At 29.9% G+C, this 20,573-nt stretch carries 18 protein-coding genes; 16 read left to right on the forward strand and 2 right to left on the reverse strand.

What is annotated here, in order from left to right; translation table 11 throughout:
- Positions 1-1,009: acyltransferase family protein (locus NEH74_RS09065; protein ID WP_262941288.1), on the forward strand; the 1,009-nt coding region annotated here is incomplete at its 5' end.
- A 34-nt stretch (positions 1,010-1,043) separates the two neighbouring features.
- Here the strand turns inward: NEH74_RS09065 and NEH74_RS09070 are convergent.
- Together NEH74_RS09070 and NEH74_RS09075 are read right to left on the reverse strand one after the other, a co-directional pair.
- Positions 1,044-1,409: a DUF2304 domain-containing protein gene (locus NEH74_RS09070; protein ID WP_262941289.1), complete on the reverse strand. Its 366-nt coding sequence runs from the start codon at positions 1,407-1,409 to the stop codon at positions 1,044-1,046.
- Positions 1,410-1,418: 9 nt separating this feature from the next.
- Entirely contained in the window at positions 1,419-2,099 is a 681-nt protein-coding gene (locus tag NEH74_RS09075; RefSeq protein ID WP_262941290.1) for a glycosyltransferase family 2 protein, read from the reverse strand.
- A gap of 212 nt (positions 2,100-2,311) precedes the next feature.
- Between NEH74_RS09075 and NEH74_RS09080 the strand changes: the two genes are divergently transcribed.
- The 15 genes from NEH74_RS09080 (at position 2,312) to NEH74_RS09150 (ending at position 20,360) form a co-directional block, all read left to right on the forward strand.
- Complete coding sequence (locus NEH74_RS09080; RefSeq protein WP_262941291.1) at positions 2,312-4,156, forward strand: phosphotransferase; 1,845 nt, start codon at positions 2,312-2,314, stop codon at positions 4,154-4,156.
- Between the two features lie 3 nt (positions 4,157-4,159).
- On the forward strand, positions 4,160-5,092 hold the full coding sequence (locus NEH74_RS09085; protein ID WP_262941292.1) for a DMT family transporter: 933 nt from the start codon (positions 4,160-4,162) through the stop codon (positions 5,090-5,092).
- Positions 5,093-5,101: 9 nt separating this feature from the next.
- A complete protein-coding gene (locus NEH74_RS09090) occupies positions 5,102-5,791 on the forward strand; it encodes a sugar phosphate nucleotidyltransferase (RefSeq protein ID WP_262941293.1) in 690 nt (229 codons plus the stop codon).
- 129 nt (positions 5,792-5,920) lie between these two features.
- Positions 5,921-8,044, forward strand: a complete 2,124-nt coding sequence (locus tag NEH74_RS09095) for a peptidoglycan DD-metalloendopeptidase family protein (protein WP_262941294.1) — start codon at positions 5,921-5,923, stop codon at positions 8,042-8,044.
- A 295-nt stretch (positions 8,045-8,339) separates the two neighbouring features.
- Positions 8,340-10,403 carry a DUF6077 domain-containing protein gene (locus tag NEH74_RS09100; RefSeq protein WP_262941295.1) on the forward strand — a complete coding sequence of 688 codons (2,064 nt, stop codon included), beginning with the start codon at positions 8,340-8,342 and terminating at the stop codon, positions 10,401-10,403.
- 553 nt (positions 10,404-10,956) lie between these two features.
- Positions 10,957-11,649 (forward strand): YveK family protein, encoded by a 693-nt coding sequence (locus NEH74_RS09105; RefSeq protein ID WP_262941296.1) that lies wholly within the window; start codon positions 10,957-10,959, stop codon positions 11,647-11,649.
- A gap of 12 nt (positions 11,650-11,661) precedes the next feature.
- Entirely contained in the window at positions 11,662-12,378 is a 717-nt protein-coding gene (locus NEH74_RS09110) for a CpsD/CapB family tyrosine-protein kinase (protein ID WP_262941297.1), read from the forward strand.
- Positions 12,379-12,543: 165 nt separating this feature from the next.
- Positions 12,544-13,209, forward strand: coding sequence for a sugar transferase (locus NEH74_RS09115; RefSeq protein ID WP_317453099.1), 666 nt, complete (start codon positions 12,544-12,546; stop codon positions 13,207-13,209).
- 528 nt (positions 13,210-13,737) lie between these two features.
- A complete protein-coding gene (gene pssD, locus NEH74_RS09120; protein WP_262941299.1) occupies positions 13,738-14,187 on the forward strand; it encodes a PssD/Cps14F family polysaccharide biosynthesis glycosyltransferase in 450 nt (149 codons plus the stop codon).
- A complete protein-coding gene (locus tag NEH74_RS09125) occupies positions 14,187-14,684 on the forward strand; it encodes a glycosyltransferase (protein ID WP_262941300.1) in 498 nt (165 codons plus the stop codon). The genes pssD and NEH74_RS09125 overlap by 1 nt, the downstream gene beginning before the upstream one ends.
- A gap of 33 nt (positions 14,685-14,717) precedes the next feature.
- Positions 14,718-15,830 carry a glycosyltransferase family 1 protein gene (locus tag NEH74_RS09130; RefSeq protein WP_262941301.1) on the forward strand — a complete coding sequence of 371 codons (1,113 nt, stop codon included), beginning with the start codon at positions 14,718-14,720 and terminating at the stop codon, positions 15,828-15,830.
- Positions 15,831-15,845: 15 nt separating this feature from the next.
- Complete coding sequence (locus NEH74_RS09135) at positions 15,846-16,985, forward strand: hypothetical protein (RefSeq protein WP_262941302.1); 1,140 nt, start codon at positions 15,846-15,848, stop codon at positions 16,983-16,985.
- A gap of 1 nt (position 16,986) precedes the next feature.
- Positions 16,987-18,066 (forward strand): glycosyltransferase family 4 protein, encoded by a 1,080-nt coding sequence (locus tag NEH74_RS09140; RefSeq protein ID WP_262941303.1) that lies wholly within the window; start codon positions 16,987-16,989, stop codon positions 18,064-18,066.
- Between the two features lie 14 nt (positions 18,067-18,080).
- On the forward strand, positions 18,081-19,055 hold the full coding sequence (locus tag NEH74_RS09145) for a glycosyltransferase family 2 protein (RefSeq protein ID WP_262941304.1): 975 nt from the start codon (positions 18,081-18,083) through the stop codon (positions 19,053-19,055).
- A 171-nt stretch (positions 19,056-19,226) separates the two neighbouring features.
- A complete protein-coding gene (locus tag NEH74_RS09150; RefSeq protein WP_262941305.1) occupies positions 19,227-20,360 on the forward strand; it encodes a glycosyltransferase family 2 protein in 1,134 nt (377 codons plus the stop codon).
- The last annotated feature ends 213 nt before the right edge of the window (positions 20,361-20,573 follow it).

Here is a 20,573-nt window from a genome sequence, read left to right on the forward strand (position 1 = left end):
GTTATTATTACCCGCTTACGGTATTGCCATTATTATGGTTGTCTTAATCCATGCTGATAGATTTTATGTTAGAACTGTCTTAAATCTTGATTCTTATTTAAATGCTGGAATTGGGGTTAATATTTTAGACAATTTGATTTGGGCTGCTGTGCCTATTTTCATCTTTATATCTGGCTACAAATATTATTTAAATATTATATCTACTAATCAAAATTGCTTCTATTTTATTAAAAAACAATTATCTAAAATTTTACCTTTATTTTTACTGATTAGTTTTGTTTTTATCTGTTTAAACTCTTTTAAATTGTTATTTGTACAAAACATTCCGTTAGTTAATGTTTTAATACAAGCTAGTATAAGTTTTTTAAAGATTTTTTTGGGATATAATATTGCTTATCAACTATGGTATATTCCATTATACTTTTTTATCATTATCCTATACCCATTAATAAAGAAAATAGTTCCTAATGATTTAATTCGTTTTATTTTATTAGCTATTCTTTCAATTACAGTAATTTGTTTAGGATTACTCTCTTATCCAATTAAATTCTTTTATTATTTAATATTTTTCGAATTAGGTGTTCAATTTAGTAAATATCAATTTCATCATAGAATTAGTCTTCTTCTAAACTTATGCATAGTAATAGCAGTTGTTTTCACTTGTACTATTAATAAGATTCCATCAATCGACACTTTTCTGAAACATCTTATTTTAAATCCTGTAATGGTTATCTTCTATTGGAAGCTGTCATTCTTAGTTTCTAATAATTCAATACTATTAAAATTAGGAAAGTACTCATTTTATATATTTTTATTTCATGAGCCCATTATCGTACGGGGGATTTCAGAATTAATAAATAGTACAGTAGTTTATTCTTCGTTTGCATATGTTTTCATGGTTACTGGTCTATCTATTATTGTCACATTACTATTTGTTAAAATTTATTTATATGGAAAAAGTAAACGGGTAATAATATGGATAAAAAAGGCTACCAATTCTGTAAACTAAGTTACAGGTTTGGTAGCCTTTTTATAAATTGAAACTATTTGTCATTGCTGGAATCTTTATCTACTAATGCGATTTGATGAGTTAATTCTTTAATTTTCTCTTGTAATTGACTAACACGGATTGTTAATAAAAAGATCATGATAAACATAAAGAAGATAACAATGAAGAATATTGAATTAGCTGGAGATTCAAATCCAAGTAAATTAGAGATTACATATGGAATTTGTGGGAAAATACTGCAAATGAAGAAAATACAAATTCCGATAATCCAGACGATGATATCATCAATACGTACATTAGATTTTCTTACTTTACGAATAATGTACCAATAAGTGAAAATACAGCCAATAATCAGGATAAGTTGTAATTGAAATTTAATTATTCCATTAAAAAGAAACACAGTAAATCACTACTTTCTAAAGTTTTGAATGAATAAAATGCTGATTAACATTCTCGACATATATTTAATACTATTTGTAATATTTAAATAACTTTCACCTGCGATACGCTCATCCATTTCAACGTGAACTTCTTTAATCACAGCCCCCTTTTTTAGTTGGTAGGCAATTGTATCTGGCTCTGGTGGATAGTTCATATTAAAGGCAAATTCTTTAATTAATTTGTTACTGATGGCACGCATTCCACTGGTTGGATCTTTAACCTCAACCCCTGTTGTAAGTTTTGTTACAAAAGTGATAATTCGAGATCCAATCATACGGGCATTCCATGGTTTTTTTGAGTTAACAAAGCGAGAACCGATAACGATATCAGCTCCACTTTCAATCCCATGTACTAAATCTTCGATATATTCTGGGCGATGCTGTCCATCTCCATCATATTGAATGGCAATATCGTAATTATGATGATAAGCATATTTGTAACCTGCTTGAACAGCTCCCGCGAGACCTAAATTGACAGGCAAATCTATAAAGTTATAGCTATTCTTTTCACAGATGAATTTTGTATTATCTTTAGAACAATCATTAACAACAACATAATCATATTGCGGATAAGATGTAACAAGCATATTTACAACGCGTTCAATATTTTCCTCTTCGTTGTAAGCTGGTATAATGATTAACGTTTTCATCTCTACACTCCAATCTTCTCCTATTATATACATTTACTAATTTTATCATAGATAATAAGAAGCGACACTATTTTTTTCACATATCCCTTTTTTATCTTAAGTTTTTTCGTATTAATAAGATAATGTAGAATTTTACTTGTATTTAGTTATTTAATAGGATAAGATATCTTTTGTATAACGTTCAAAAAATGAACATAAAGGTTGTGAGTTAAATGAATGAAATTTTAATGAAGATTAATAAAAATCCGGGAATCAATCAACGGACATTAGCTAGTTTATGTCATTTATCACTTGGGAAAGTAAATGCTTTAATCGAAGATATTGAACAGAACGGATTCATTAAAAAAGAGATTAAGGGAAGAGAGCACCGTTATTTTATTACAGCAAAAGGATTACAATTTTTAGAGCAGCTGATTCGAAAATCAAAAGAAACAGTGATTGATTTACATATAGATGAGAATTCTAATTTAAATACAGCAGTCATTTTAGCAGCGGGTCGTAATCAACAATTTACTGAACCTATCTGCTTGCAATCGATTGGTGAAACAACATTAATTGAGCGAATGATTAATCAGTTAACATTTTTAGACATTGAAAAGATTATCGTTGTTGGGGGATATCACATTGATAAAATTCGTGAGGTTTTACCGGAACATGTATTAGTCGTATCAAATGAAGATTACAAATGGACAGGAACGATGGCTTCATTAGCTAAAGCAGAACCCTATCTTAATGAAGATTTTTTATTAATCGAAAGCGATATTGTTGTGGAGACGGCAGGATTAAAAGAATTAATTGAGGATCATAATCGAGATTCTGTCTTAATTACTGCTGAGAGTGGATCAGGCGATGAGGCGTTTGTTGAAATTCGAAATCAACGTTTATTTAAAATTTCCAAAGATATTGCTCAACTCAATCGAATTGATGGTGAGATGATTGGAATCAGTAAGTTATCATATGAATATTTCGCTAAAATGATGGAGTTCTATGAAGATAATCAAAATCCATATTTAAACTATGAGTATTTAATGTTAGATGTGGCACATACGTATACATTAGGATATAACAAAATCGATAGTTTGTTATGGCATGAAATTGATGATGTCCGACATTTAGAATTAGTTCAGTCAAAATTAATGAAACGAATTCATAAAAAAGAAAAAATGTTACATTTAGAATCTTTAAAGGTACTTGTTAGTGAATGTTTGAATATTGATATGAACCAAGTCAAACAAGTTGCTGCTATTGGTGGGATGACGAATAAGAACTATAAAGTGATGATTGATGATGAAAATTATGTGTTACGTGTCCCTGGAAATGGAACAGAGAAAATGATTAGTCGTGTAGATGAAATTAAAAATGCCGCTTTTGCTCATGAAATTGGAGTTGATGCAGATCTAATTTATTTTAATGAACAAACAGGAATTAAGATTTCAAAATTTATTGAGGATGCCCAAACCCTCAGTCCTGAAGGAGCGAAAAAACCATATGTAATGAAGAAGATTTGTCAACTATTGAATCGACTTCATCAATGTGGGCGTGAAATGGAAAATGAATTTAACGTTTATGAAAAGATTGAATCATATGAGCAATTGTTGAACGAATTAAAAGGAGAGTATTACGACGATTATCAATCGGTTAAACAACAAGTCTTACAGTTAAAAGAATTGATGGATGACTTAGAAATAAAGCTAGCTCCTTGTCATAATGATACATTGGCTGAAAACTTTATTAAAGATGAACAAGATCAATACTATTTAATTGATTGGGAGTATGCAGGTATGAATGATCCGATGTGGGATGTCGCTGCTCATTGTTTAGAAAATGGATTCAACTCAGATGAAGAAGAATTATTTTTAAAAACTTATTTTAAACAAGAACCAAAAGAGTCATATAAAACGCGTGTCTTAATCAATAAGATTTATCAAGATTTTTTATGGAGTTTATGGACAAAAGTGAAAGAAGCCAGTGGTGATGATTTTGGTAATTACGGAATTGAACGCTATAATCGTGCCAAAGAAAATCTTAAATTATTAGCTGATAAGTTGGAGGGGTAGAGAATGAGTTATGGGTTATTATCTGGATTGCTTTGGGGATTAGATACGGTTTTACTTGGTATCGTTATGGCGATGTCTCATTTTGTCCAAACCGAACAAATTATCTTTTTAGCTCCATTTATTAGTACATTTTTCCATGATACATTTTCAAGTCTTTGGTTATTACTTTATTTAATTTTCAAAGGTCAATTTAAACAGATGATTGGAAAGATTAAAAGTAGAAGTGGACGTTTTATTATGTTAGGGGCATTACTTGGAGGTCCTGTTGGCATGACAGGCTATTTATTAGCCATTAAATATTTAGGTCCTGCTTATACGGCAATTATTTCTTCACTGTATCCAGCTTTAGGGGCTTTATTATCGTACTTATTTTTGAAAGAGAAGATGAAAAAAAGCAATATTCTAGGGCTCATGATTAGTATTTTAGGAATCATTAGTTTAGGATATAGCCCACAAGGAATGCCGACTCATCTTGTGATGGGATTCATCTTTGCGCTTTTATGTGTGTTTGGATGGGCATCTGAAGCTGTCATTTGTTCATATGGAATGAAGGATGATGAATTGACGCCGAATCAATCACTATTTATTAGACAATTAACCTCTGCTATAACTTACGGTGTCATTATTATTCCACTAATTCAAGGCGTAAATTTTACATTAGCCACATTATTAGATCGATCGCTACTACTAATCCTGTTAACCGCTCTAGCGGGAACACTTTCTTATTCATTTTATTATAAAGCCATTCATAAGATTGGTGCTACAAAGGCGATGTCATTAAATATTACGTATTCGGCTTGGGCTGTTTTGTTTGGGATTGTGCTTCAAGGGAATAGTATTGATTTAAAGTCCGTCATTTGTGGTGGCTTGATTATCATGGGATCAATTTTAGCAGCTGGTGATTTATCAGAATTTAAATTAGTTGAAGCAAAATAGGAGGAAATCATGAGAGCGATTATTTTAGCAGCGGGAATGGGAACGCGTTTACGCCCATTAACATTAAAAACACCTAAACCATTAATTCCAGTTCAAGGAGAACCGATGGCCGAACGCCAAATTAAGTTTTTACATGAAAAAGGAATTAAAGATATTACCATTGTAACAGGATATCTGAATGAATCATTCTATTATCTACAAGAAAAGTACGGGGTAAAATTAGTCCATAATGATAAATATAATGAATATAATAACCTTTATACGATGTATTTAGTTAAAGAATTTTTACCGAATTCATTTGTGTTAGAAGGTGATGTTTATTTAAATCGTAATATATTAGATGAAACTGTAACAGAGTCAACTTATTTTAGTGCTCGAAAATCTAATTTTAATAATGAGTGGATGTTAAAGATAGGAACAGATGGATATCTAGACAATATTGTTGTTGGTTCAGATCATGAAGAGTTAATCATGTGTGGAGTTTCTTATTGGAACCAAGAAGATGGTGAATTTTTAAAGGCAAAACTAGAGCAAGCTGTTGAACAAGGCGAATTTGAACAGTTATTTTGGGATAATTTAGTGAAGGATTCTTTAGATGAGTTAAAAATTAGAGTACGTGAATTACGATCAGATGATTTATTTGAAATTGACTCATTAGATGAATTAAATGAATTAGAAGAATTATTACAAAATAAATAATGAAAAGGCTGTGTTAACTAATGAGTTTGACACAGCTTTTATTGTCAATAAATGATATAAAAATATATAATTTGTGGAAAATATGGTATAATCTTTAATTGAAATTATATATAAGGGTGTGGAGAGAGTATGAATCATAAGAGAAAGTATTTAGTTGTCTTTCTTTTAGCGACTATTATAATAAATAGTTTTCAAATAGTGGCGAATGCAAGAAGTTTTGGTTTCATGGATTCATTTGAAAGTCCTATGTTACCAGAGGAAGAAGAGCTGGTATTACCAGGGATGTATGAAGAAGTGAGTATCGAAGATATTCCAACAGAGAGTCGAGCTGTCGTAAGATCGGCTGAGGCTGGAAGATGGGTTTGGCCAACAGCAGAATTTTATCCTATTATTTGTAAATATTTATGTTATAAAAACCATCATGCAATTGATTTATATGCCCCAACAGGAACGGCTGTGTATGCAGGTCGTGATGGAGTTGTTGAGCAAGTCATTTCAACTTGTCCAAACATGTTCGCTAATCAAAAAGAGTGCGGTGGTGGATATGGAAATTACATCACGATTAAACATGCAACAGGTGTTTATTCACGTTATGCCCATTTAAATTCAGTTGATGTGAAAAAAGGTCAAAAAGTATCAGCTGGACAAAAAATTGGAACAATTGGGACATCAGGTCGAGTAGGAGCTGCTCATTTACATTTTGAAATTCGTCAGGATACACGAGGAATGGCAGCTGGTGGTTGGGATCCACTAGATTCAACTCGTTTTAATTACGTTTTACCATCAGAAAAAAACTCAGCAAAGGTTGGTTGGGTGAAAGAAAGTAATCAATGGTATTACTATAAAGGTGGTAAAAAACAAACTGGCTGGCAAAAAGTTGATGGGACTTGGTATTATTTAAATTCAAGTGGGGTCATGCAAACTGGGTGGTTAAAAGATCGAGGAACTTGGTATTATTTAAAATCAAGCGGAGCGATGGCTACTGGTTGGGAAAAAGTTAATGGAACATGGTATTACATGAATGCAAGTGGAGCGATGCAAACCGGCTGGCAAAAGCTTGATGGGGTATGGTATTATATGGATTCAAGTGGAGCGATGTTAACCGGTTGGCAAAAAATCAATGGAACATGGTATTACATGAACTCAAGTGGAGCCATGTTGACTGGATGGCAAAATATTGGAGGCGCACGCTACTACTTAAATTCAAGTGGAGCGATGTTAACTGGTTGGCAAAAGCTTGATGGGGTATGGTACTATATGGATTCCAGTGGAGCGATGTTAACCGGTTGGCAAGACATTGGAGGCGCGCGTTATTACTTAAATTTATCTAATGGAGCCATGTTAACCGGATGGCAAAAAATTGATGGAAACTGGTATTATTTCTATAGTGGTGGATCAATGGCAACAAATACTGAAATTGATGGATGGTCAATTGATGCAAACGGAATTGCAACGAAAATTGAAGCTGTACAAAATGGTTGGCTACAAGTTGGAAATGATAAATTATATTATATTGAAGGTGTAGCTCAAATCGGGTTAGTTGATATTGAAGGCGCACGTTATTATTTCAATGAAAATGGAATGATGCAAACCGGGTGGCAAATCATCGATAATGTCAAATATTATTTCTATGAATCAGGACAAATGGCAACTTCAACTGAAATCGATGGATGGTCAATTGATTCAAACGGAATTGCAACGAAAATTGAAGTTGTGCTAAATGGTTGGCAAAAAATCGATGGTGATTGGTATTATTATGTCAATAACGTTAAACAAACAGGTTGGTTAACATTAGGAAACGATAAGTATTACTTAAAAGCTGATGGAAAAATGATGAGTGATGAATGGTTAACTCAAAATAATAAAAAATATTATTTCGCAGCAAGTGGTTTAATGAAAAAAGGTTGGATCGAGTGGCGTCATCAATGGTATTACACGAACCAAAATGGTGAAATGCTAACGAGTGGAACTGTGGATGGATGGATTATTACGCCAAGTGGAATGGCATATCTTCCAGGTCGAATGAATCCAGATTATGTTGTTAATAAATCAATTGAACGTTTATTAAATTTAGAAGGATTTGTTTATAATCCTAACCTAACTAGCAGTAATGCTAAGCATACGACCATAACAGGACAACCAGGTTATGATGAAGCATTAACAGAAGCAGTCGTTGTAGAAGTTTTAACAAGTGGAAAATCTCAATTTAATGTGTATTTAGATGAAAATACAGTACATATCTTTATAAAATAATTGAAAAGCTCCTAGCAATCGATGAGATTGGACTAGGAGCTTTTTGTATAGAAAAATGAAGCTTATCATATTTAAGTAGGCATAATAAAAGATAAAAAGATAATACTTTTATTGCTGCCTCTAAATGATCAAACAGATTGATAGTAAGAAAGAGATATAGAGATTAATTCTAATCGAGTTCTGAGCATGGAAACCGTTATTAAATTATAGTATAATATAGAAATCATTATCGATTTGGATTATGATTAGACAGGATAGGTCATATAGAGTTAGCTATATTAGTAAGGAGATTATTATGTTATCATTGCTTTTATTAATTATATTGTTTGTTTTATATAGCCAATTAGTTGGTCAGGCGGCTTATTCTTATTTTCCTGAGATATTAGGAAAGATTAAATATAAGTGGCCAATTGGTTTCTTTATTATTTTAGGATTAATTCAACTTGTTTCATTGCCACTTCAGGTCATGCATGTCTCGATGCAGGTGGTTGCTATTTGTTATGCATTGATTTTTTTAATCTTAAGTATTTTTGTGTTCCGTTATTTATATGCAGCTTACTGTGATAAAAGATTAGAGATATTTAAGTTTAAAAAAGCACATTTAATGGAATACTTGTTGATATTACTATTTATCGGTTTTAATTTTATGATTTGCTTTTCAACCAATTCTTTTAATGATACGAATGCTGATCAAAGTTTTTATATTACGTTAGTTGAAAATAATGTGGGAGCTGAACAGATTAATGGAATCTTACCTCTAAGTGGTCAGATTGGTTGGTTAGACTCTTATTATAACTTCCAAGCCTTTTACCTATTCTTAACGTTTTTATCAATGATATTTAATTTAGACGCAGTATTGGTCATGGCTTGGTTTGTGCCTGTCTTGTTATGGTTAACGGTTTCAATGACATTTTTAAATTTAATTTACTATTTTAATCGTTCTAATAAATCATGGAAAACAATGTTTATTTTTATTATTTTATGGTCTTTTGTTTCATTATTTGACTACTTTGTTAGATATAATGTCTATGGAAATAATATTCGACTTTTTGTCTTTGCTTATTTAATGATGGGGTATGCGGATTACTTTAAAAGTCCTAAGCTTCGTACGTTAATATTATGTGGACTTCTTTGGGCCAGTGCAAGCTCTTTTCAATCGACAGCTTTGTTTTTAGGGATCATGATCATGGTAGCCATAGGGATTTATGAATTATTTTATCATCGAAAAGAGTTAATCTTACCTTTGATTTTTAGCGCGATGCCACTTCTTGTTTACGCAGCTTTCTTCTTATCTTATCGTTCAACAACATTACTAGGAGTGATCATAGGGGCTGCAGTTTTCTTACTAGCTATTCTATCGTGCAATCAACAAACAAAGTCAGTACTTAATCGCTTCTTTTATAGTCGATTTTTTAGAGGTATTCTTGTTCTTGGTGTCATTGGAATGACAGTGTTATCTATGAAGATGATTCCTTCTTTAAATGAAGAGGTCTCGATTTCACCGCGTTATTTTATTGAATTTTTATTTGATAAGTATGCCCCTAGACGCAATTATATAACAGAAAAGAACTGGTCGATGTTGTTATTAGCCTTAATACGTGATGGTTTATTTTTATTATATCTAGTCGCAATTGTGCAGTTTAAAAAACTAAATGAAACATTAAAATTCGCATTTATTACCCAATGGATCATCATTCTTATTTTTTATAATCCACTTGTATCTGCCTTTGTTAGTACGTACTTCACTGGTAGTGTGTACATGCGTACAGGGGATATCATCATGTCACTATTTTTGATTGCGGGAATACTCGTTTATTTTGTTAATCATTCAAAGTTTCGTGAAGTTGTTATTGTCTTAGTATGTTTATCAGCCATTCAACTAGCAACGAAAACACATCAGTATTTGACCCACGATTTTAATCAGATAGGTAATACGCAAACCTTTAATCATCTATACCGTATGGATCAAGATATTATTGATACGGCTAACTATATTGAAGCTTTTGTAGAAGAACACTATAGCGGAGAGCGTCCTAAAGTGTTGACTACTCAGTTAGAGCTCAACTATTTTGCTCATAACTATGAAATGCTGTATACGGTCAATGAAGAACGACGTGTTTTTAATGACAGTTATCGCCAAGCTAAACCAGAATTATATCTGTTACGCGATGGCTTACGCAAATCATATGAGCAATCAGAAGAGCAGCAACGACAATTTAAACAAATTCTAGAACAATTAAAACCCGATATTATTGTTGTCCCAGCTATTGCTGCCCCATGGATACATGATTTATTTAATGAAGTTGCTTTAAAAATAGACGAGAACTCGTCATATAGCGTATACCAATTAATAAAATAATTGAATATGAATTCAAAAATCCATTTAATACCTCATAAACTAGAGGTCATTAATGGATTTTTTGCTGTTTAAGAATAATTGAGTAATATAGATCTGTTTATTTCGACCTCAAACTTTGAGTTATGCTATAGCTCTTATAGTTAAGGAGGTGAATTTTTTTATAAAAGAAAATCGGATAATTGTTCCTGTTTAGCTCATAGAATTGAATTTAAATTCAGCTATCCACTATGAGATAGAAGGTTCTAATTCAGCTTGTAGATTCAAAATGAATGGTACTGAAGTAAATATCTGTGGTGAGAGGATAAAATCTACACATTGCTCCATTTAAGATATCTAAATCTGCTAGTTAATTTCCGAATATTACCGATACCGTGGCTAGTCAGATTTATAGTTAAATTTTCTTTTGTTACCTATATATACAATCATAAAAGTAAAAAAAAAAGATTAAAATGTAGAAAAAAGTATGTTAAAATAGTGATGATGTTAAAGAACAGAAAAAAAATATTCATTTATTGGGATTAAATGGATAATGAGGATGGAAAGGGAGTTGACAATGGAAAATACAGAGTATGAAATTGATTTAAAAGAGATTTTTCACATGTTACAAAAAAGGTGGGTGTTAATTACAGGTATAACAGTATCTGCTTTAATTATCTCAGCAATTGTGAGCTTTTTTATTTTAACGCCTATTTATGAGGCGTCAACAACGATGATTGTTAATTACAAGCAAAATCAAGAGTCTGTGATGACCTATAACGATTTACAGACAAGTCAGAAGTTAGTAGCAACTTACACAGAGATTGTAAAAAGTGAACTTGTTTCAGATGCAGTTATTAATAAGTTAAACTTAGAACTGTCACCTAAGGAATTAATTGATAAGATTTCTGTTTCACAAGTTGGGCAAACAGAAATTTTAAAATTAACAGTTAAAGATGAAGATCCGGAGTTAGCAACTTTAATTGCAAATACGATTGCTCAAGTCTTCCAAGAAGATATTTATCAAATGATGGAAGTAGATAATGTTTCAACTATTGATATCGCTAAAGTTCCTGAGAATCCAACATCTCCAAATAAGATGATGAATATCGCTATTGCCGGTGTATTAGGATTAATGATTAGTGTAGGATTAGTCTTTGTATTAGAATTTTTAGATCGTACATATAAAACACCGACAGATGTTGAACGTCATTTAGGATTACCACTAATCGGAGCGATTCCAGACATGCTGTTAGAACAAGGGAAATAGGGAGAGAGAAAAATGAGTTCAGAATTAATTACGATTACGAACCCAAAATCACCAATTGCTGAAGCTTATCGAACATTAAGAACAAATATTCAATTTTCTAATGTTGATGAGGAGTTGAAAGTAATTTGTGTGACAAGTTCAGGGCCTTCAGAAGGAAAAACAACGACAAGTTGTAATTTAGCAGAAACGTTTGCGCAATCGGGAAAACGCGTATTATTAATTGATGGAGATTTGCGTAAGCCACGTGTTCATAAAGTGTTTAAAATTTCAGGAACTAGAGGATTAACCAATTTATTAGCAGATCAGTTATCTTTAGAAGAAGTAACAAGCTATGTTGGATCAGATTTAACAGTTATTCCATGTGGGCCAATTCCCCCGAATCCTTCAGAGCTAATTGCTTCAAAGCGTATGAAAGAGTTAGTAGCAAACTTACGACAACAATATGATGTGGTTATTATTGATGCACCACCAGTTGGAGTTGTTACTGATAGTGCTATTTTTTCAACGATTGTGGATGGAACATTATTAGTTGTCGCTTCTGGTAAAACAGAAATTGATGGCGCGAAACGCGCTAAACAATTACTTGAGAATGTTAACGCCCGAATTCTTGGAGTGGTTATGACGATGATTCCAGTGACAAAAAAGGGATACTATGGTTATCAATACTATAGCTATGAAGAGGAATCCCAGCTAGTAAGAAAAAAACGTGGTTTCTTTTTGAAAAAATAGTCTATTCAATTTGGGGATTGAATAGACTATGACATTTAAGAGAGTTAATTAGGGTAGAGATAAATATGGTAAAAATTAAAGTAACTTGAAGATTATTTTTAAAGATGTTTATTTAGCATACCCATTGTGTTTAGTAAACATCTTTTTTAGTGAGGTGAAATGAAAATGGCGTCTTGTAGAGAGAGTGAATTCTTAGCGAAAAAAAAAGAACTAGTAAATGATCACATCGTTTATTTAGTGCTTAAAAGATTGATGGATATTGTAGGGGCAAGTGTTGGATTACTATTAGCCTCACCGATTATGCTAATCGTGGCCATCTTGATTAAGCTAGAGGATCCAAAAGGACCTATTTTTTTCTCACAGGTTCGAAATGGGGCTTATCCAAAAACATTTAAAATGTATAAGTTTCGGAGTATGTATATTGATGCAGAAGAGCGACTTCAAGAACTTATGCATTTAAATGAACAAAGTGGACCGGCCTTTAAAATGAAACATGACCCACGTATCACGAAAATTGGAAAATTTATTCGTAAGACAAGTTTAGACGAGCTTCCACAACTGTTTAATGTGTTAAAAGGAGAGATGAGCTTAGTAGGACCGCGTCCGGCTATTCCAAGAGAGGTTGAACAATATACTGCTTATCAAAAGCAACGTCTATTTGTAAAACCAGGACTTACATGTATTTGGCAAGTGAGTGGCCGAAACAATATTGGATTTGAAGAGTGGGTAGAACTCGATATTGAATACATCAAAACAAGAAATTTATGGCTCGATATTAAATTGATTTTATTAACAATTCCGGCAATACTTGGTGATGAGAACGCTAGTTAATTAGTAGTGTATATTAAAAAATAAAATTTAGAATAAAGTTAACGAAAGTATTTAATTCTCGCTGATATTTAATTTTGTATAAATTATAGATATCACTAATCTATAGGATAGCAAAAAGTAGGAACAGATAGTTTTTTCACATTAGCTAGACTACAAGGTATCTAAGTACTAAAATCGATATACAACTAAGTGTGCGTTAAAACTATGAATTACATTTCTGTTTATATAAAGATATATTAATTAATTTTTTGTACTTAAAAGTGCTCATAAGAAAATAATAAAAGTTATCTTATGTGGAATAGATAAAGAAGCTATATACGTATAAATATACAATAGAATAGATTCTGCTAGATCGAATTGTTATTATCTATATTAAGAGTGTTTAAGAAAGAAATAATTTTTAGAAGTAATAAGTTTCGATAGTAAGTGAGACATTATAAAAAAACTTCTAAAAGAACTTAAAATTAAAGAGTAGGGTGCCAAACCTATATTTATTTTATCTACTTAGTTTAATGCAGGAGGTTACTTATGAAAGTTTGTTTAGTTGGTTCCAGTGGCGGACATTTAACTCATTTATATATGTTAAAACCCTTTTGGGAAAAGCATGAACGTTTTTGGGTTACATTTGATAAACAAGATGCAAAAAGTCTATTAAAAGATGAAAAAATGTATGGTTGTTATTATCCTACAAATAGAAATTTAAAAAATCTATTAAGAAATACTGTTCTAGCCTTTAAAGTGTTGTTTAAGGAAAGGCCTGATATTCTTATTTCCTCAGGTGCCGCAGTTGCTGTTCCATTCTTTTATATAGCAAAATTAATGGGAAAAAAGTTAATTTATATTGAAGTTTTTGATCGTATAGACAAACCGACTATGACTGGAAAGTTAGTTTATCCTATTGTAGATGAATTTATTGTACAGTGGGATGAAATGAAAGATGTTTATCCGAAATCTATTAATTTAGGGAGTATATTTTAATGATTTTTGTAACGGTAGGGACTCATGAACAACAATTTAATCGTTTAGTAGAAAAAATTGATTGGCTCAAAAAAGAAAAGATTATTCAGGAAGAAGTAATTATACAAAGTGGATATTGTACCTATATCCCTAAGTATTGTAAATTCTCAAAATTATTTAGTTATGAAGAAATGCAGGATTATATGAAAAATGCTCGAATTATTATTTCACATGGAGGGCCTTCAACATTTATTATGCCTTTACAAATAGGAAAGGTGCCTATAGTTGTTCCTAGGCAAGTAGAGTTTTCAGAGCATATTAATAACCATCAAGTAGACTTTGTCAAAGAAGTCGAAGAGAGACAAAAAAATATAATTGCTATTTATGATATTAATGAGTTAGAAAATTGTTTAGTGAATTATGATAGAATAGTATCTAACTTAACAAATAAGGTTAAGTCTAATAATAAGAAATTTAATCAACAGATAGAAGCGATAATTTCTAATTTATTTTCTTGATAATCAGGAATAAATAGTTTTTGGAGGTATGAAATGAGTGAGCCTATAAGAGTTTTACATATATTACAGAGAATGGAGGCAGGAGGAACGCAAGCATTATTAATGAATATGTATCGTAATATTGATCGTTCAAAGGTTCAGTTTGATTTTCTTGTGCATTATAAAGAGAATCAATTTTATGATGAAGAGATTCCAAAATTAGGAGGGCGTCTCTATAAATTATCAGTTAGAGAAGATTTTAATTTTATTAAATATTGGAGAGAGTTGAATAAGTTTTTCAATGAACATAAAGAGTATCAAATTGTTCATGGACATATGTATACACTAGGAGTTATTTATTTATTAGCTGCAAAACGCAATGGAGTTCAAGTAAGAATAGCCCATGCTCACGATAATGATACTGAACGCAATATGAAATATTACTTAAAAAGAGTAATGGCTAGATTATTTAGACTATATGCTACAGATTTGTTTGCTTGTTCAGAAGAGGCGGGTGAATATCTATTTCCTCATCAAGAATTTAAAGTATTAAAAAATGCTATTAATACTGAATCTTTTATTTATTCTGAAAGGTCAAACATAGAGATTAGGAAAGAGTTGAACTTGAATGATCAATTTGTTATTGGTCATGTTGGGAGATTCCAGCAACAAAAAAATCATAGTTTTTTAATTGATATCTTTAGAGAGATAAAAAAAATCAAAAATGATGCAATATTATTATTAATTGGAACAGGTGATTTAGAAGACGATGTTAAAGAGAAAGTATCACGATATCAGTTAACTGATAGTGTGAGATTTCTAGGAAATAGAAAAGATATGGCACGACTATACCACTCTATGGATGTTTTTTTATTTCCATCTTTATTTGAAGGATTAGGAATAGTGGCAATTGAGGCACAGGCATCTGGAATACCATCAATATGTTCAAATAGATTACCTGATGAGGTGAAATTGACTCCGCTTATTGAATTAGTCTCTTTAGAGGATTCAGCAGAGTTATGGGCAAAAAAAGTTATAAAAAAAAGTCAAAGCAGGTATAAAAGAGATAATATGTACGATTTTATTGTAAATGCTGGATTTGATATGAAAACTGTCGCTCAAGAAATGGAAAAATACTACCTGTTCAAAAATATGGAAAGTTTGTAAAGGTGGGAATTAGTTTTGAAGTTAAACTTATATGATGTTTTATATAATTTTCCAGTGACTCTTTTTACACTTGGTGTAATATGGCAACTAGATACAACAATGTTTTTTTATAAATGTTTAGCAACAATAGCTGTATTATTTATAATTATTAAAATTTTATTAGAGAAACATACATTTAAAGAATATATTTTTATGGCATTAATAATGGTATTAGTGGCTATTTGCTTTATCAAAGCAGGAGTATTGACAATAATTCTTACGCCTCTATTTATTTTTGGAGCAAAGAATATAAATTTTAAAAGATTATTTATATTTAATCTATGGATAAGAATTAGTTCCTTTATCTTAATTATTACATGTTCTCTTATAGGAATACGTGAAAATTATATTTTTCATATATATCGAATGACGGGAGATAATGTTTTACGATGGTCGTTGGGATTCGAACATCCCAACCAATTACATATGCATTTTTTTATTATAATTGTTTTAATTATATATGTTTTATATGATAAGTTTAAAATTTCTTATGCATTAATAATCATGCTAGCTAATTATATCTTATATAAGTATTCAATGAGTAGAACAGGTTTTTTGAGTGTTTTTATTATTTTAATATTAACATTTATATTTAAAGAATTTACTAGAAGAAATATTAGTATTCCAAAGATTTTAGCATGGGTAGTACCATTTGCTTCCTTATTTAGTGTATATTGTAGTAAATATTTTTCATATAACTCAAATATATTAGTTTTTATTAATAATTTATTACAGGGTAGAATTTCAAATTCAAATTATTATTGGAAATTAAATGGAGTATCTTTATTAGGACAAAAGTTAATTTCAAACACAACAGACTTAATTTTAGATAATTCCTATGTAATATTATGGTTAAACTTCGGATTAATAATATTAATAATTTTTAATATATTATATGTTTTTACATCCTATCAATTAATTAAAGATAATAATTATGCAGGGCTTTTAATGATTATTTTATTTGCTTTATATGGAGTTACAGAAGGATTTTTAAGTAATATATTTTTAAATATCTCTTTAGTATATTTTTCAATTCTTTTTTATAATAAAATTGACTTTTTCAAATGTAAAGTTAAGTTAGCAAATGGAAAGATTATTTTTAGAGAGAGGAATTAAAATGAAAATATTATTTTTTATCCATGATATGTCAAATGGTGCTGGAACTGAGAGGGTACTTTCAACATTATCAAATCAGTTAGTAAAAAATTCTCATACCATTGATATTCTAAGTTGCCAAAACGGTACTGTAAGTCATTTTGACTTATCTCCGAGTATCAACTTATACTCCTTAGAAGGAGAAAAAACTAATAATACTATTCTTAGAAGATTTAATAGTATTTTAAAGTTTAGAAAAATATGTAAAAAAAATAAATATGATTTTATTGTTTGTGTTGATGTTACTTTAGCTTTATATCTTCCCTTTGCCAATGTTAATAGTTCAAAAATAATTGCATGGGAACATTTTAATTATTTTGCTGTAGCAGGATCAAAACTGCAAAAAATTGCACGTTCACTATCTTCTAGATTTTGCGATGCATTAGTAGTCATTACTAAAGATGATTATAAAAATTATATTAATAATGAAAAGCATATAAAAAAAATTAAGCAAATATATAATCCAATAGTAATTAATAAAGGATTAAATAGTCCTTTGAGAGAACAGATCGTTTTAGCAGTTGGAAGACTCGAACCACAAAAAGACTTTCACGCTCTATTAGATGTTTGGAAAGGTATCACAAATGAAATGAGTGATTGGAGATTAAAGATAGTTGGAGATGGCAGTGAAAGAGGTTTATTAGAGTCTAGAATTAGAGATGAGAAGATTAAAAATGTTTATCTTCAAGGATATTCTAATGATATTAAAGATGAGTATCAAAAGGCAAGTATTTTAGTTTGTTCTTCTTTATTCGAAGGATTTGGTATGGTTTTAATTGAAGCACAAGAGAATGGATTACCTATTATTTCATTTGATTGTCCTGTAGGACCAAGAGAGATTATTGAAAATGAAGTAAATGGTTTATTGGTTGAAAGTGGTGACAAACAGGGATTAGCTTCCGCAATAGTTGAATTAGCAAAAAGTCCTATCAAAAGAGATAAATTTTCTGCTAATGCATTGGAAACCGTAAAAAGATTTGATGTAAATGAGATTGCAAAACAGTGGGAAAAACTATTTTTAGAATTGATTGATTCCAAATAAATAAGGAGAGAAATATGCAACGAGTTGAAAATAGTGAAGATTTAATTAGCATCATTGTACCAGTATATAATGTAGAAGATTATATTAGCAAAACAATTGAATCAGTCTTAAAACAAACTTATCTAAATTTTGAATTAATATTAATTGACGATGGATCAATAGATAAATCTAGGGATATTTGTAAAAAGTTTGAAGCCATAGATAAAAGAGTTTTTGTTTTTTTCCAAAATAATAGAGGCGTTTCAGCAGCTAGAAATACAGGTATTTCAAAATCAAGAGGAAAGTATATTATTTTTATTGATTCAGATGATTGGGTTGCTCCTAATATGCTTGAAACCTATCTTAATCAAATGATTAGTGAGGATAGCGAGTTAGTAATCAATGAATACAATAGAGAGTATGATAATGTGTTATATCCACAAAATGGGGATTTGAAAGAAGGTTATTTAACCATTGAGCAAACGCTATGTAAGATAATTAACCCAACAGGTTTTTATGGAAGTGTTTGGGGAAAGATTTTTCATGCTGATATTATTAAAAAAAACCAATTGCAATTTGACATCTCAATTGCCATTGGAGAAGATTTACTTTTTGTTATAGACTATATTCAATATTGCTCGAAAATTTCCTATGGAAAAAGTCGTTTATATAATTATGTAATTAGGGACAGTAGTGCTTTAAATACGGTTAATTTAAGACGATTAGATATTATTAAAGTGTATGAACAATTATTAGAAAAAACAACCCTGAGTAGAATGATTAGAAAACGATTAAAAGCAATTTATGTTTGGGAATGTATAGATTGGCAGTGTAGATTGATAAAAGGTGATTATTCAGATATAAGAAAAAAATTAAGAAAAAATGCCTTAAATAATTTTTATTTCTTTTTAATGGAAGATATATTTTCACTTAATACTAAATTAAATTCTATATTTAAATTATTTATTCCTAAGTTAGTATTTAAAATTAAATATAACAATAATTTATAGTATTGTTATTTAATTAGGATTATTAATATTTTGATTTATAGAGATTATTATTTTAGAAAAAAATCATAATCATGAATTTTACTATTCGAAGTAGGTAATATTTATACAGAATAAATTCTAGCTAGAATATTTGATAAAATATTTATTATTTTTTATAGAAAGGTATAGTATATGAATTTAAACATAATATTAGGAGAAGTTCTAAAAAGAATAAAATTAAATCAATTAGTATATAATAATAAATTAATTTGTAAATTGTTAAAGTTATTGATTAAAAAAAATTCAATTGATAGTGTTGATGATGCAAGAAATTTTTTATCACATATGAGTTCTAAACCACTAGGGAAAAGTTTTGCTAAAAATGTAATTCAGGATATTGAATATGATTTAACAATTATTATTCCTGCCTATAATGTAGAAAAATATATTGAAGACTGTGTAAATTCAATTATAACTCAGGAAACGAAATATAAATTTTTAGTAAAGATTATAAATGATGGTTCAATAGATCAAACTCGAAGTATATTAAAACAATATGAGAAATTTGATAATATTCAAATTATTGATCAATTTAATATGGGACTTTCAGGAGCTAGGAATACTGCATTAAAAAAAATTCAGAGTAAATATATAACTTTTGTAGATTCTGATGATAAGTTAGAAAAAAATGCAATTCAATTATTACTAGATGCTGCTTTTAAAAATGACTCTGATATAGTTGAGGGTGGATTTTATAAATTTACTAATAATAATAAAATAATAGAAAAACAAACTCATCAAAGTCATGATAGTATAAATCCTTTCGGAAATCTAAGAGGGTATCCATGGGGGAAAGTAATTAAATCTTCCTTATTTGAAAATATAAAATTTCCAGAGGGATTTTGGTATGAAGACACTATTTTTATGTATTTAATCTATCCTATCTGTAAAAAAACAACAACCATTAGTGAGATTGTATATTGGTATAGATATAATCCACAAGGGATTACAGTTACTGCAAAAAAGAATCCAAAGGGAATCGATACCTATTGGATAACAGAACAGTTGATTGAGGATATGGATGAACTAGAAATTGAGAAAACACAATTTATCTATGAATTTACATTATTTCAAATTTATTTTAATTTTAGAAGGACAAAGTATATGGGTCCTGAGGCTCAAAAAAGTTTATTTTGCCTTTCTTCAAACCTTATAAAAACTAAATTTCCACAATTTAAAACAACTAATAGAAATCAAATCGAATTAGAAAATGCATTATTAAATGATGATTATAAACAATATTATTTATATTGTTGTTTTAATTAATGATACTTGAATACCTCTAAAAGAATTTAAACATATGAAGTAAGCAATGCTACATTTACAAGAGAAGAACGAAATTTTATTAGAAAACCCGTCTTTGAAAAAACTATGATTATATTTTTAGGACAGTAAATCAATTTTAATTATACTAGTTTATAGATTAATATAGTCAAAAATATAACATTAAGTATTTTTATTAGATTTTGAGTATTTTAA

Source organism: Turicibacter sp. GALT-G1 (assembly GCF_025594995.1).
Lineage (GTDB): Bacteria > Bacillota_I > Bacilli_A > MOL361 > Turicibacteraceae > Turicibacter > Turicibacter bilis.